The 12806-nt window shown below is 76.3% G+C and carries 14 protein-coding genes; 5 read left to right on the top strand and 9 right to left on the bottom strand.

All coding sequences use genetic code 11. The features are described 5' to 3' along the window. Positions 1 to 128: 128 nt before the first annotated feature. Entirely contained in the window at positions 129 to 791 is a 663-nt protein-coding gene (locus AB0G08_RS23105; RefSeq protein ID WP_358091352.1) for a GNAT family N-acetyltransferase, read from the top strand. A gap of 235 nt (positions 792 to 1026) precedes the next feature. On the opposite strand, the gene AB0G08_RS23100 is transcribed toward AB0G08_RS23105, so the two are convergent. From AB0G08_RS23100 to AB0G08_RS23090, 3 genes are read right to left on the bottom strand one after another with little or no spacing between them, the layout of a single operon-like run. Continuing rightward, the gene (locus AB0G08_RS23100; protein ID WP_358091350.1) at positions 1027 to 1725 is read right to left on the bottom strand and encodes a TetR family transcriptional regulator; all 699 of its coding nucleotides are present in this window, start codon (positions 1723 to 1725) and stop codon (positions 1027 to 1029) included. After that, a complete protein-coding gene (locus AB0G08_RS23095) occupies positions 1688 to 2182 on the bottom strand; it encodes a DCC1-like thiol-disulfide oxidoreductase family protein (RefSeq protein WP_358091348.1) in 495 nt (164 codons plus the stop codon). Before AB0G08_RS23095 ends, AB0G08_RS23100 begins: the two co-directional genes overlap by 38 nt. Beyond that, positions 2179 to 2754: a hypothetical protein gene (locus AB0G08_RS23090; protein WP_358091346.1), complete on the bottom strand. Its 576-nt coding sequence runs from the start codon at positions 2752 to 2754 to the stop codon at positions 2179 to 2181. The genes AB0G08_RS23095 and AB0G08_RS23090 overlap by 4 nt, the downstream gene beginning before the upstream one ends. A 169-nt stretch (positions 2755 to 2923) precedes the next feature. Between AB0G08_RS23090 and AB0G08_RS23085 the strand changes: the two genes are divergently transcribed. Continuing rightward, the gene (locus AB0G08_RS23085; protein WP_358091344.1) at positions 2924 to 3280 is read left to right on the top strand and encodes an STAS domain-containing protein; all 357 of its coding nucleotides are present in this window, start codon (positions 2924 to 2926) and stop codon (positions 3278 to 3280) included. Between the two features lie 6 nt (positions 3281 to 3286). Here AB0G08_RS23085 and AB0G08_RS23080 read toward each other — a convergent pair whose 3' ends face one another. Both AB0G08_RS23080 and AB0G08_RS23075 read right to left on the bottom strand, forming a co-directional pair. Next, entirely contained in the window at positions 3287 to 4489 is a 1203-nt protein-coding gene (locus AB0G08_RS23080) for a PP2C family protein-serine/threonine phosphatase (RefSeq protein WP_358091342.1), read from the bottom strand. Positions 4490 to 4562: 73 nt separating this feature from the next. Next, positions 4563 to 6020 carry a glycoside hydrolase family 3 N-terminal domain-containing protein gene (locus AB0G08_RS23075; protein WP_358091340.1) on the bottom strand — a complete coding sequence of 486 codons (1458 nt, stop codon included), beginning with the start codon at positions 6018 to 6020 and terminating at the stop codon, positions 4563 to 4565. A gap of 166 nt (positions 6021 to 6186) precedes the next feature. Here AB0G08_RS23075 and AB0G08_RS23070 point away from each other — a divergent pair, with 166 nt between their 5' ends. Further along, positions 6187 to 7362, top strand: coding sequence for an ROK family transcriptional regulator (locus tag AB0G08_RS23070; RefSeq protein ID WP_357883872.1), 1176 nt, complete (start codon positions 6187 to 6189; stop codon positions 7360 to 7362). 143 nt (positions 7363 to 7505) lie between these two features. On the opposite strand, the gene AB0G08_RS23065 is transcribed toward AB0G08_RS23070, so the two are convergent. Beyond that, positions 7506 to 8519, bottom strand: coding sequence for an ABC transporter permease subunit (locus AB0G08_RS23065; protein WP_358091338.1), 1014 nt, complete (start codon positions 8517 to 8519; stop codon positions 7506 to 7508). After that, positions 8516 to 9526, bottom strand: coding sequence for an ATP-binding cassette domain-containing protein (locus tag AB0G08_RS23060; RefSeq protein WP_358091336.1), 1011 nt, complete (start codon positions 9524 to 9526; stop codon positions 8516 to 8518). The genes AB0G08_RS23065 and AB0G08_RS23060 overlap by 4 nt, the downstream gene beginning before the upstream one ends. Positions 9527 to 9657: 131 nt before the next feature. Here AB0G08_RS23060 and AB0G08_RS23055 point away from each other — a divergent pair, with 131 nt between their 5' ends. Next, a complete protein-coding gene (locus AB0G08_RS23055; protein ID WP_358091334.1) occupies positions 9658 to 10452 on the top strand; it encodes an ABC transporter ATP-binding protein in 795 nt (264 codons plus the stop codon). 79 nt (positions 10453 to 10531) lie between these two features. Beyond that, on the top strand, positions 10532 to 11428 hold the full coding sequence (locus AB0G08_RS23050) for a ribokinase (RefSeq protein WP_358091386.1): 897 nt from the start codon (positions 10532 to 10534) through the stop codon (positions 11426 to 11428). A 74-nt stretch (positions 11429 to 11502) separates the two neighbouring features. Here the strand turns inward: AB0G08_RS23050 and AB0G08_RS23045 are convergent, their stop codons facing one another. Next, positions 11503 to 12252, bottom strand: coding sequence for a hypothetical protein (locus AB0G08_RS23045; protein ID WP_358091332.1), 750 nt, complete (start codon positions 12250 to 12252; stop codon positions 11503 to 11505). Positions 12253 to 12310: 58 nt separating this feature from the next. Continuing rightward, positions 12311 to 12790, bottom strand: a complete 480-nt coding sequence (locus tag AB0G08_RS23040) for a DUF6232 family protein (RefSeq protein ID WP_358091330.1) — start codon at positions 12788 to 12790, stop codon at positions 12311 to 12313. Positions 12791 to 12806 lie beyond the last annotated feature (16 nt).

Genomic DNA, 12806 nt, shown 5'->3' with positions numbered 1-12806 from the left:
GGCCCGTCCCGACGGGTTCCGTCGCGCGCGGCCGAAGCGCCCGCGTACGGTGATCGTCGGCGAGGCGGGCCGGGCGTCGGCGGCCTGGCCGCCGGGTGACCACCGACGGCCGCGGGGAGGTGAGCGCGATGCTCGACCGGCGGCTGCACCTGCACCTGGCGAGCTGGCTCGGCCAGTGGCCGGCCGGGCCCGGGCTGCACGTGGTCGGCTCGCACCGGCGCGCCCGACCGGCCTGGGACGGCCGGCTCCGGCCGGCCGTCGCGGTGACCGCCGGCGCGAGCACCGTGCTCTCCGTGGCCCCCGACCGGGTCGCGGCGGTCCGAGAGCTGGCCCGGCGGCCGGACGGGCCGCCGCTCGCGGCGTTGCCCGCCGCGGTCGGACGACCCGGCTGGGCGGTGCACGACGACGTGTTCCGGTGGAGCGTGGCGCCGGCCCCGCTGCCGGACGCGGGGGAGTGGACGGCCCCGACCGCCGCCGGGCTGCCGTCCTGGCTGCGCCTGTTCGACCGGCCGGTGCTGGTGGCGCGCGACGCCCGGGGGCGCTACCTGTCCGGGGTCGGGATCAAGCGGCACGACGCGTACGGCCACGAGCTGGCGGTCGGCACCGTGCCGGCGGCCCGGGGGCGGGGGCTGGCCCGGCGGCTGGTCGCCCAGGCGGCGCGCCGGGTGCTCGACGAGGGGGCCGTCCCGACGTACCTGCACGACCCCGCCAACACCGCCTCCGCCCGGGTGGCGGCCGCCGCCGGCTTCCCCGACCGGGGCTGGCGGTCCTTCGGCGTCTACCCGCCCTGAGCGCGTCCGCCGCCCTGAGCGCGTCCGCCGCCCTGAGCGCGCCCGTGGGCGGTGGGGCGCGGACCGTGGTTCCCGGGCCGGATCCACGGTCCGCTGTCCCCCCAGGGCCCGCGGGTGGTATGCGCACCGATCACGCTACGTAGCCGTGGAGGCGAAGGCAAGGGGTCGCGGGTCCGATCCGGGTGTCAAATGACGGACCTGACCTGCGGCTATTCGGAGGATGGCGGCGCGGGGGTCAGTGACGCAGCGTGCGAATGAGGTCGAGCACCTGCCGGGTCACCGGGCGCAGCACGCGCAACCGGGACAGCCCCACCAGCCGGTCGACCAACGGCACCGCGCCGTCGATCAGCTGCCGGGTGCGGGCCTGGCCGGGCGAGCGGTCGTAGACCCAGTAGAGCACCACCCCCATGTACGCCAGCCAGAGCAGCTCCGGCAGGTGCGGGCGCAACTCCGGGTCGACCCGGGCGGTGGAGCCGTCCAGCACCTCGGCGAAGAGGGCGATCGCCGCCTCGCGGGGGCCGGACGACTCGGCCGAGAAGGGGCTCAGCGGGGAGGTGGGCTCCGCCGCCGTCTTGAAGAAGCTGGCGGCGAAGGAGTGCGACGGGGTGAGCACGTCGATCCCGGCGTGCAGCACCCCGGCCAGCCGGGCGGCGAAGTCGGGCTCCCGGTCGAGCACCGGCCCGGCCGCCGCCCGGTGCTCCGCCTGGGCGCGGGCGTAGAACTCCTGGATCAGGTGTTCCTTGGAGCCGAAGTAGTAGTAGGCGTTGCCCACCGCCACCCCGGCCTCCTGGGCGACGGCGCGCATGGTGGTCCGGGCGTACCCGCGCTCGCGGAACAGCCGCATGGCGGTGTCCAGGATGAGCTGCCGGGTCTGCTCGCCGCGCGCGGTCGCCGGCTCACCCGCAGCGGTCGTCGGCGCAGTCTGCTCGGTCATCGGGGCCACCGTATCCCGCCAGGTCGTCGGCCGGCTCCGCCCACGGGTCGCGGACGCGTTCGCGCACCGAGGAGGCGGCGGCGACCACCCGTCGGGCGAGCGGGAGCAGGTGGGGTTGGGCCAGTCGCTCGGCGGTGGCCCGGTGGCCGGCCAGGGCCCAGAGGCAGGCGAGCCAGGCGCCGTCCCCCACGTACACCTCGCCGGTGTCCGCGACCACGGTGAGGTCGCGCAGCGTGGCGTCGTGGTCCAGGCCGGGGAAGCGCCGCCGGGCCTCGGCCGAGCCGGCCGGTACGAACTCCAGGGGTACGAGCTGGGTGCGGGACGCCAGCCAGCGCCGCGCGGACCGGCAGAGTGGGCAGTGCGCGTCGTAGAGGACGGTGAACCCCCGGACGCCACCGCCCCCGTGCGCGGCGGCGTCCGGGAGGCCGTCCGGCCCGCCCGAGTGCCCGGTGGTCATCGGGCCGGCGGGCCGCCGGCCGGCCCGGTCCCCGTCCCGGGGCCGGCGGGGTTGACGCCGGCGGGGTGCGGGCCGGCGGGATTGGGGTGCGGGCCGACGGGGTGCGGGCCGGTGGTCATCGGGCCGGCGGGGTTGGGGTGCGGGCCGGCGGGGTTGGGGTGCGGGCCGCGCGGCGCGGGCGGCATGGGCAGCCGGCCGACCGGGGCGAGCGGCGGGTGGGTGGCGAACTGGCGCAGCCGGCCGCGGCGGTACCGGCCGAGGGCGAAGACGTTGAAGAAGTGCAGCGCGCCGAGCACCAGCAGCACCAGGCCGATCTTGAGGGAGAGCTCCTCCATGGCCTGGGCGGTCGAGCCGACCGGGTCGGGGTGCTTCATCGCCACCGTGACGTAGCCGAGGTTGAGCAGGTAGAAGCCGACGACGAGCAGGCTGTTCACGGCCCTCGCCAGCCGCTCGTCGGCGAACACCTCCTCCAGGAAGACCAACCCGTTGCGCGACAGCGCCCGGGCCACCCAGACGGTCAGCCCGATGCTGATCGCCAGGTAGACCAGGTACATCCAGACCTTCGTGTCCATCGCCGACGCCCTTCTTGAACATGTTCAAATGTTGTGGCCTCAGCGTAGGTGACTTCTTGAACGCGTTCAAGTCCGCCCTCGCGGCCGGCGGCGTGGCCCGGCCGGCCGGGGGTCGGTATGGTCGAGGCGCGCCGCTGCCGGGCGCGTCCTTTCGACGATGAGGCGGGCCATGGACCGGGGTACGTGGGACACGGAGCCGGGGCGGGTGGTCCTGCGCCCGGCCGGTGAGATCGACATGGCCACCGCCGGCGAGTTCGAGGCGGTGCTCACCGAGGCGCTGCGCCGGCCCGGCGTCCGGGAGGTCGTCGTCGACCTCGCCGACGTGCGCTTCCTGGACTCCAGCGGCGTACGCGTCCTGGTGCACGGCGTCGCCGTGGGCCGCGAGGGCGACGTGACGCTGCGGGTGACCGGCCCGCAGCCGGGGGTGGCGCGGGTCCTGCGGATCACCGGGGTCGACGCCCTGCTCGGGTTCGCGGACGAGGCCACCGGCCGGCCCGTCGCGCGGGGGTGGCGCGGGCTGGACTGACCCGGCTCAGGGCTCCGCGTTCGCCGACGCGGCCGCGGACCACTCGACCAGCATCAGGGTCGCGTCGTCCTGGTGCGCCCCGCCCTGGTGCTCGGTCACCGCGTGACTGAGCCGGCGCAGCGTCTCCGCGGCCGGCAGCCCGGACCCGATGTGCCGCTCGGCGAGGTCGGCCAGCCGGGACAGCCCGAACATCCCGCCCGCCGGGTCGCGTGCCTCGGTCACCCCGTCCGTGTGCAGCAGCAGCCGGTCGCCAGGCTCCAGCCGGGCCTGGGCGACCTCTCGGCCGTCGTCCGGCAGGCCGAGCGGGAGCCGGCGGCCCCCGGCCAGCTCCTGCACGGCCCGGCCCCGGCGCAGCAGCACCGGCGGCGGGTGCCCGGCGTTGACGTACCGCAACAGCCCGGAGCCGGTGTCGAGCTCGGCGAGCACCGCGGTGACGAACCGCGCGTCCCGCCACTGGGCGACGATCGCGGCGTCCACCGCCCGCCCCAGGCCGGGCAGGTCCGAGCCGGCGCGCCGGGCCGCCCGCAGCGCGGCCAACGCCACCGAGGTGGTGAGCACCGCCGGCAGGCCGTGACCGACCCCGTCGAGGATCGCCAGCGTCAGGGTCCCCTCGTGCACCGCGTAGTCGAAGGCGTCCCCGCCGACCTCGTAGCAGGGTTCGAGCAGGGCGCTGACCGCCGCCTCCCCGGTGGCGAAGGTCAGCGGCGGAAGCAGGTGCCAGAGCAGCTCGGCGGAGACCCCCATGGGCCGGCTCCGGCGCGCCCGGTGCAGGACGTCGCCGTAGTCCCGCTTGCTGGTGACCAGGTGGCCGACCAGCCCGGCGATGAGCCGGCAGCCGTCGCGGAGCGCCTCGTCGGCGAGGTCGGCGTCGGCCGGCGGGAACACCTCCAGCAGCCCCAGCCGGTCGGTGCCGTTGACGATCGGCACCCACAGCCGGGGCGGTGGCCCCTGGCCCGCGTGCACCTCGATCTGGGTGAAGGCGCGGCCGGCCAGGCTGGTGTCGATCGGCAGCACGTCCGGCGCGGGCCGGCCCGACCCCGGCAGCGGGCGCAGGCCGCGCTGCTCGGCGTCGACCAGGTACACGGTCGCCGCCACGCCCAGCGGCCGGAGCACGGCGCCGACCACGGCCGCGAGCTCGTCCGGGGGCAGCCGGTGGGACCGGGACACGAGGTCGGCCAGGGCCCGGTGCCACGGGTGGATGGCGGTCATGCTGTCGCATACCCCGGCCGGGCCCGATCGAAGCCGGCCGGGGGCGAACCGCCGCCCGCGGCGGGCGCCCGGGTCAGCCGGCCAGGCCGAGCACCTCGGCGGCCGCGCGCCCGCAGGCGTGGCTCGCGCCGTACGTGGTGACGAACGCCCGTACGCCCGCCGGCCGCCACCGGGAGGGCCAGCCCATCTCGACCACGGTCACCGGATGCGCGGCGGCCAGGGCGGTCACCAGGTCGGCGCCGCCCGGCAACCGGTGCAGGTGGCGGCCGACCAGCACGATCGGCCGGTCCCCGGCGAGCTGGTGCAGGGCGGCCGGCCCGGTCTCGGTGGCGACCACGCGCAGCTCCTCCGCGCCGTCCAGGTGCGGGCCGAGGCCCCACGGCACCCGCCCCTCGGCGAGGGTCGACGTGGCGTGCAGCTGGACGACCAGCGGGCGGTCCAGGCCGGTCAGTTCCCCCTCCACCCGTACGGCGCGCCGTGCCGCGGCGTACCCGAGCCCGTCGGGGGTGCAGGCGGCGGCCGTCGTGCCGGCGGTCCGGGTCCAGGCGGCGAGCGCGGCGGCGCGGCCGGCCGCCTCCTCCACCCGTGCCCGGTCCAGGCGGCCGTCGGCCAGCGCCCCGACGATCTCCGCGACCACCCGCTCGACCAGTGCGGCGTCGACCTCGGCGCCGATGCAGAGCAGGTCGGCCCCGGCGGCGAGGGCCCGGACGGCGGCCGGGCCGATCCCGCCGGCCGCCACCGCGGCGCCCTTCATCTCCAGCGCGTCGGTGATGACGGTGCCGGTGAAGCCGTACTCGCCGCGGAGCAGGTCGACCAGGACCGCCCGGCTGAACGTGGCGGGGCCGTCGCCGGTCAGCGCCGGCACCCGGATGTGCGCGGTCATCACGGCCCGCGCGCCGGCCGCGACGACCGCGGCGAACGGCGGCAGGTCGCGCCGGCGCAGCACGTCGAGCGGCACGTCCACGGTGGGCAGCTCGTGGTGGGAGTCGGCGACCGTCGCGCCGTGCCCCGGGAAGTGCTTGGCGCAGGCGGCGACCCCGGCGGCCTGGAGGCCGGCCACGGCGGCGGCGGAGTGCGCGGCGACGCGGGCGGGGTCGGCGCCGAACGAGCGGGTGCCGATCACCGGGTTCTCGTCGGCGGTGTTTACGTCCACCGTCGGCGCGAGGTTGACGGTGACGCCGAGGGCGGCCAGCTCCGCGCCGATGGCCTCGTAGACCCGGCGGGTCAGCGCCACCTCGTCGATCGCGCCGAGCGCCGCGTTGCCCGGGTACGGGCTGCCGGTGGCGTGCGCCAGCCGGGTGACGTCGCCGCCCTCCTCGTCGATCGCGACCAGCACGTCCGGGCGGCCGGCCCGCAGGGCGGCGGTGCTGGCCGCCACCTGCCCCGGGTCGTGGACGTTGGTGCCGAACAGGGTGTGCCCCGCGAGCCCCTCGGCGACCAGGTCGACCGCCCAGCCCGGGGGAACCGGCCCCGGGTACGCGGCGAGCAGCGTGCCGAGCGCGAGCCGGCGCAGTCCTGGATCCAGCCCCACGTGATCTTCCCCTTTCGTCCCCGCCGGCACGAATTCGTACCGGCGGGGGTCGGTGACGTACCGGGTCGGCCGAGCACCCCGCTCCCGGGTGGCCGATACGCTGTCGGCTACCCGCTCGCAGGTCGGTTTACAGTTAGCAAGGTTTACCAAAACTAGAGGACGTGGCATGAGTGCGACCCGGCTGCCTGGCACCCCCCGCCTGTTGCGGGCGCTCAACGACCGCGCGGCGCTGGAGCTGCTGCTGGAGCAGGGGCCGCTGACCCGGGCCCGGCTCGGCGAGCTGACCGGGCTGTCCAAGGTCACCGCCTCCCAGCTCGTCGAGCGGCTGGAGGAGCGGGGGCTGGTCGCCCGGGTCGGCGAGCAGGCCGGCGGGCGAGGGCCGAACGCCCAGCTCTACGCCGTGCGGCCCGGCAGCGCGCACGTGGTGGGGGTGGACGTGGGCGCCGACCGGGTGGTCGCCGCCTGCGCGGACATCACCGGGACGGTCATCGGCCGCGTCGAGCAGTCGACCCGCGACACCGACGACCCCGTCGGGGTCGTGCACAACGCGGTGGTGCAGGCCGCGAGCAGCGCCGGGGCCCAGCTGTCGAGCGTACGGCGGATCGTGCTGGGCACCCCCGGCCTCGTCGACCCCGGCACCGGCGACATCACGTTCGCCTTCAACCTGCCCCGCTGGCACACCGGTCTGCTCGCCGCGCTCCGGGACGACCTGCACACCCCGGTGGTCTTCGAGAACGACGTCAACCTGGCCGCCGTCGCCGAGGCGCAGTCGGGCGCGGCCCAGGGGCTGACCGACTTCGTGCTGGTCTGGGTCGGCGCCGGCGTCGGCCTGGCGATCGTGCTGGGCGGCCGGCTGCACCACGGCAGCAGCGGCGCCGCCGGCGAGATCGGCTACCTGCCGGTGCCCGGCGCGCCCATCCCGCGTGACGTGTCCCGCCGGGCGAAACCGGCGTTCCAGCAGCTGGTCGGCGCGGACGCGGTCCGTGAGCTGGCCCGCGCGCACGGCTACCCGGACGACAGCGGCGCCGACGCGGTGCGCGCGGCGGTGGCCGACGGCACGGCCGGCGGTCCCATGCTCGACGAGGTGGCGCGCCGGTTGGCGCTGGGCGTGGCGAGCACCTGCGTGGTGCTGGACCCGCCGCTGGTGGTGCTCGCCGGCGAGGTCGGCCAGGCCGGCGGGGCGGCGCTGGCCGAGCGCGTGCAGCACGAGGTCGCGGCGATCACGCTGGTCCGCCCCCGGGTGGTGCCCACGGGGCTGCCCGAGGAGCCGATCCTGCGGGGCGCGCTGCGCACCGCGCTGGACGCCGTCCGCGACGAGGTCTTCGGCTCGACGGTCGGCTGACCGGTGCCGGCCGGCCGCCGGTGCGGGCCGCGCGCCGACCGCCGCCCCGCGGCGGCGGGGTCGGCGGCGGGCGGGCGTCATGTGAAGGAATATTTCACCGTTGCCCGGGGTGCTGCAAGGTCTTGCCGCACCCCGGCCGGCCGTCACATCAGGTCGCGGCGGCGGAACGCCACGAAGGCGGCGGCGGTCAGCGCGCCGGCCAGCCCGAGCAGCAGGACCAGCGAGGACTGCCAGGTGATGACGTAGCGGCCGTCGCAGGAGACGGCCATCGGGTTGCCGCACGCCCGGTAGTCCCAGAACTCGACCCGGCCGTTCAGCCAGGCGGCCGCGTAGCTGGAGAGCATGTACCGGTCCACCTTGACGACGTCCAGGATCTCCATCACCAGCCGGGCGCCCAGCTCCCACACCACCAGGTATCCGGCGACCGCGCCGAGCGCCGCCGAGGTGTGCCGGCCCAGGGTGGCGACGGCGAACCCGACCGCGGTGAGCAGCAGCACCAGCAGCAGACCGCGCCCCCAGGTCGCGCCCAGCGAGCCCCAGAACTCCCCGTCGAGCCGCCCCGGCCGCCCGGCGGCCCGGCCGATCAGCCAGAACGCACCGAGGTACGCCGCCGAGGCGGCCACCGACAGCAGCGCCATCCCGCCGAGCAGGGTGCCGAGCTTGGTGCCGAGCACGGTCATCCGCCGGGGGCGCCAGAGCAGCAGGTTGACCACGCCGCCCGAGTTCAGGTCGGCGCCGATGTAGGAGGCGCCGACCAGGAACCCGAAGAGCGCGAGGAAGGCGATGAGGAAGTAGAGCAGCGGGCCGGCCTCATCGGCGAAGGTGAACACCCCGTGGAGGAAGTCGGCCGCTACGGGCGCCCGCTCCATCTGGGCCGGGTCGACCTCGCCGCAGTCCTCGGGGACGTACTCCTCGACGTCGTCCGCCAGCACGGCGCCGCGCTGCCGGTCCAGGCAGAGCTGGTGGGTGCGCTCCAGGTCGGCGCGCGCCGCGGCGGCGGCGTTCTGGGCCTCGAAGAGCTCCTCGGCGGAGGGCCGGTGGGAACTCGCCAGGGTGGTCGCCGCGGTGACCCCGAAGGCGAGCACCAGCAGGGCGAGCATGAGCTGCACGAAGCGCCGGGCGCCGAGACGCTCCAGCTCGGCACGGACCAGGTTCACGCGTCCACTCCCCGCACGTCGAGGTCGATCACCGGTTCCCGGGGCCCGCCGTCGGGCAGCACCGAGTCGTCCACCTGCCGGGGCAGCGTCGGGTGCCCCGCCGCGCCGGTCAGTTCGAGGAAGACGCTCTCCAGGTCGGGCCGCAGCGGGGTCAGCTCGCGTACCCAGAGGCCGGCCTCGCCCAGCGTGCGGCTGACCGCGGTCGCGTCGTCCACGTCGCCCACCACCAGGTGGTCGTCGTGCCCGGTCGCCGCCAGCCCGGCCGCCGTCAGCAGCTCCACGGCCCGCGCCGGGTCGTCCACCCGCACCAGCAGCTCGTGCCGGTCGAAGCCGGCCAGCACCTCGTCGACGCGCCCGGCCGCCACCCGCCGGCCCCGCGAGATGATCGTGACGTGGTCGCAGATCAGCTGGATCTCGGCGAGGATGTGGCTGGAGACCAGCACGGTCACGCCGGCCTCCGACAGCGAGCGCATCAGGTCCCGCATCTCCCGGATGCCGGCCGGGTCCAGCCCGTTCGCCGGCTCGTCCAGGATCAGCAGCTCCGGGTCCTTGAGCAGGGCGGAGGCCACGGCCAGCCGCTGCTTCATGCCCAGCGAGTAGCCCTTCACCCGCTCGTCGCCCCGGTCCCGCAGGCCCACCTGCTCCAGCACCTCGTCGACCCGGGCGGTCGGCACGCCGCCGGCCCGGGCGAGCAGGCGCAGCGTGCGGTGGCCGGTGAAGTTGCCGAAGAACTGCGGGCTCTCCACGATCGCCCCGACCCGCCCGGCCGCCAGGGGCAGCCCGTCCGGCGAGGGGACGCCCAGCACCGTCATCCGGCCCGCGTCGGCCCGCACCAGCCCGAGCAGGGCGCGCAGCGTGGTGGTCTTGCCCGACCCGTTGGGGCCGAGGAAACCGTGGATCTGGCCGGCCTCGACCAGCAGGTCGAAGCCGTCGACCGCCACCCGGCGGCCCTGCCGCACGCTGTGGAAGGTCTTGCGCAGACCCTCGATCTCGATGACCCCGCTCATCCGCGCGGCTCCGTGCTCCGACCGGGCATGGATCGTCCTCCGGTTGTGGTGACCAACGACACGGCGCCCCACCCTATGGCCGGGACGCCGCCCGTGGGGGGCGCCCCGGCGTTGCGTGGTTGGATGGGCGGGTGACTGGGGACGAGGATCTGGTGGTCAGCCTCGACGGCGTCGGCGTACGCCGGGCTGGCACGGCACTGCTGCACGACGTCGACTGGCGGGTCGAGCTGGACGAGCGCTGGGTGGTGCTCGGGCCCAACGGCGCCGGGAAGACGACCCTGCTCAACCTCGCCGCCGGGCGGCTGCACCCGACCACCGGCACCGCCCACGTGCTCGGGGAGCGGATCGGCCGCACCGACGTCAACGAGCTGCGCACCCGCATCGGGCTCTCCACCGCCGCGCTCGCCGAGCGGGTGCCCGCCGAGGAGCGGGTCAGCGACGTCGTCGTCACGGCCGCCTGGTCGGTGCTCGGGCGCTGGCGGGAGAGCTACGACAGCAGCGACGAGGCCCGGGCCCGCGCCCTGCTGGGCCAGCTCGGCATCGGCGGCCTCGCCGAGCGCACCTACGGCACCCTCTCCGAGGGGGAGCGCAAGCGCGTGCAGATCGCCCGTGCGCTGATGACCGACCCGGAGCTGCTGCTGCTCGACGAGCCCGCCGCCGGGCTCGACCTGGGCGGCCGGGAGGACCTGGTCGCCCGGCTGGCCGAGCTGGCGTACGACCCGGACGCCCCCGCGCTGGTGCTGGTGACCCACCACGTGGAGGAGATCCCGCCCGGCTTCACCCACGCGCTGCTGCTGCGCGAGGGCGGGGTGGTGGCGCAGGGGCTCCTCGACGACACGCTGACCGGGGACAACCTCTCCAAGACCTTCGGGCTGCCGCTGGTCGTGCAGCGCTCCGGCGACCGCTTCACCGCCCGCGCCGCCTGACCCGGCCTCCCCGGGCCGGGCGCCGGCCGCCGGCGGGGTCCTAGACTTCGCCGCAGTGTCCGGCGGCGAGGAGGTGGCGATGCGGCAGACCCGGGTCGTCGTGGTGGGCAGCGCCAACATGGATCTGGTGGGCACCGCCCCCGCCCTGCCCCGGCCGGGGGAGACCCTGCTCGGCACCGACTTCGTCATGGTGCCCGGTGGCAAGGGTGCCAACCAGGCCATCGCCGCGGCCAAGGCCGGTGCCTCCTGCGCCTTCCTCGGGGCGATCGGTTCCGACTCGTTCGGCGTCACCCTGCGGGCGCGGATCACCGCCGCCGGGGTCGACACCGAGCAGCTGCGCACGACGTACGGCACGTCGGGGGTGGCGCTGGTGATGGTCAACGCCGAGGGCGAGAACGCGATTCTGGTCAGCCCGGGCGCCAACGGTTCGATGAGCGGGCTGACCGAGGCCGAGCTGACCGCCGTACGCGGGGCGGACGTGCTGCTCGCGCAGCTGGAGATCCCGGTCGGGACGGTGACCGAGGCGGCCGTCGTCGCCCGGGCGGCCGGCACCCGGGTGGTGCTCAACGCCGCCCCGGCGGTGCCGGTGCCGCCGGAGCTGCTGGCGGCGACGGACCTGCTGGTGGTCAACGAGACCGAGGCGCAGGCGCTGACCGGGCGCGGCCGGGACGAGCCGTCGGCCCTGCTCGACCTGGCGCCCCGGGCCGTGCTGACCCTCGGCGCGGAGGGCGCCTGGTACGGCGACCGCGACGGCACCGCCGTGCACGTGCCGGCGGTCAAGGTCGACGTGGTGGACTCCACGGCCGCCGGGGACGCCTTCACCGCCGCGCTCGCGGTGGCCTGGGGCGAGGGCCGGGACGTGGTCGACGCGGTGCGCTGGGCGGCGGCGGCCGGGGCGGCCTGCGCCCGCCGGCTCGGCGCCTCCGTGGCGCTGCCCAGCCGGGCCGAGATCGACGAGCTGTACGTCCCCGCCTGACCCGACTCGGCCGCGCCCGGCCGCTTCCCTGATGCCCGCCGGGGCGCGCTGCGGTCACGCCTCGGTGTCGCCGGTCACGCCTCGACGTCGTCGGTGAGCTTCTCGCCCCGGCGGCGGAGCATGCCCAGCCCGGGGATGCCGGCGACGGCGAGCTTCAGGTCGCGGGTGACGTCGAGCAGGTCGTGCAGGTCCGGGCCGACCCGGTCCAGGGTGGCCAGGATCGGCAGGATGTCCGCCGTCAGGTGCTGCTTGAGCTTGGGCAGCTCGTCGACGAGGCGGATCGCCGCGGTCACCTCCTCGTGGCTGAGCTGCTCGACGAACCGGGTCGCCATCGGGGCGGCCCGGCGCAGCGCCGGCTCGTACGCCGTCAGCAGCTCGGCGGCGGTGGCCGCCGCCTCCGCCGCGGTGCCCACGGTGCCGGCGGCCCGGCCGGCCACCGCGTCGGCCTCGGCGACCACCGCACCGGCGGTGCGGGCCACCTTCTCCGCCTCCCCGACCACGACGGCCGCGGCGGCGGCCACCTCGGTGGCGGTCTCGATCGCGGTGGTCGCGGCGGCGCTGATGACGGCCACCTCCCGGACCGCGCCCTCGGCGTCGGTGAGCACCCGGTCGGTGCGGTCGAGGGTCTGCTCGATCCGGTCCACCACGCCGCCGATCCGGTCCACCATGCCGTCGACCCGGTGCAGCAGGGCCTCCACCGAGTCCAGCACGGCGAACGCGCGGGCCGGCACGGCGGCGAACGAGGCGGCCGAGCCGAGGGCCTGGTCGAGGGCGGAGCGGGTCAGACCGACGACCGCGGCGGGCCGGGGGAGGGGAATCACCATGGCACCAAGTGTGCGTCGCCCGCGCCCGCACCGCCGGACAGCGCGGCGGGCCCCGAGGTCAGGAGTCCGTGTGCTGCTCGACCGCGCGCTGCACCGCACGGTAGATCTGCCCGAACCGCAGCGCGTCCGGCGTGCGCAGCAGCAGCACCTCCCGGCCGTGGTGCTGGACCCAGAGCTCGTGCACCTTGCTGCCCCGCTCGTAGGAGCGGTCGAGCCAGCCGAGCGGGATCTCCAGGAAGGGGGTCAGGGCCAGCGCGCCGACCGCGCACGCGGCGAGGATGATCAGCGCCAGTTGCCACTCGCCCCGGTCCTGCGCCGACCAGGCCAGCGACAGCACGCAGACCACCGCGATCAGCGGGGGCAGCGAGAGGAGCAGGACCAGGACGCCGCGACCGAGCACGCGCCCCCGTACCGCCAGCGTCTTCGGTCCCTGCGCGTGCCAGACGTACGTCACGTCGGCGATCGCCACGGCGTGGCCGCCCATCCGGATCGACTCCGAGGTCACCTGCACCGCGTCGTCCCGGTAATAGATGGTCATCACTAAGCCTAACCAC

This window comes from Micromonospora sp. NPDC023644 (assembly GCF_040640115.1).
Taxonomy (GTDB): Bacteria; Actinomycetota; Actinomycetes; order Mycobacteriales; family Micromonosporaceae; genus Micromonospora.
This window is presented reverse-complemented; position numbering and strand designations above follow the sequence as displayed.

Excerpts from the sequence above, each read along its gene's own strand:
- AB0G08_RS23105 (WP_358091352.1), top strand. The coding sequence starts at position 129 with ATGCTCGACCGGCGGCTGCACCTGCACCTGGCGAGCTGGCTCGGCCAG.
- AB0G08_RS23100 (WP_358091350.1), bottom strand. The coding sequence starts at position 1,725 with ATGACCGAGCAGACTGCGCCGACGACCGCTGCGGGTGAGCCGGCGACC.
- AB0G08_RS23095 (WP_358091348.1), bottom strand. The coding sequence starts at position 2,182 with ATGACCACCGGGCACTCGGGCGGGCCGGACGGCCTCCCGGACGCCGCC.
- AB0G08_RS23090 (WP_358091346.1), bottom strand. The coding sequence starts at position 2,754 with ATGGACACGAAGGTCTGGATGTACCTGGTCTACCTGGCGATCAGCATC.
- AB0G08_RS23085 (WP_358091344.1), top strand. The coding sequence starts at position 2,924 with ATGGACCGGGGTACGTGGGACACGGAGCCGGGGCGGGTGGTCCTGCGC.
- AB0G08_RS23080 (WP_358091342.1), bottom strand. The coding sequence starts at position 4,489 with ATGACCGCCATCCACCCGTGGCACCGGGCCCTGGCCGACCTCGTGTCC.
- AB0G08_RS23070 (WP_357883872.1), top strand. The coding sequence starts at position 6,187 with ATGAGTGCGACCCGGCTGCCTGGCACCCCCCGCCTGTTGCGGGCGCTC.
- AB0G08_RS23060 (WP_358091336.1), bottom strand. The coding sequence starts at position 9,526 with ATGAGCGGGGTCATCGAGATCGAGGGTCTGCGCAAGACCTTCCACAGC.
- AB0G08_RS23050 (WP_358091386.1), top strand. The coding sequence starts at position 10,532 with ATGCGGCAGACCCGGGTCGTCGTGGTGGGCAGCGCCAACATGGATCTG.
- AB0G08_RS23045 (WP_358091332.1), bottom strand. The coding sequence starts at position 12,252 with ATGGTGATTCCCCTCCCCCGGCCCGCCGCGGTCGTCGGTCTGACCCGC.
- AB0G08_RS23040 (WP_358091330.1), bottom strand. The coding sequence starts at position 12,790 with ATGACCATCTATTACCGGGACGACGCGGTGCAGGTGACCTCGGAGTCG.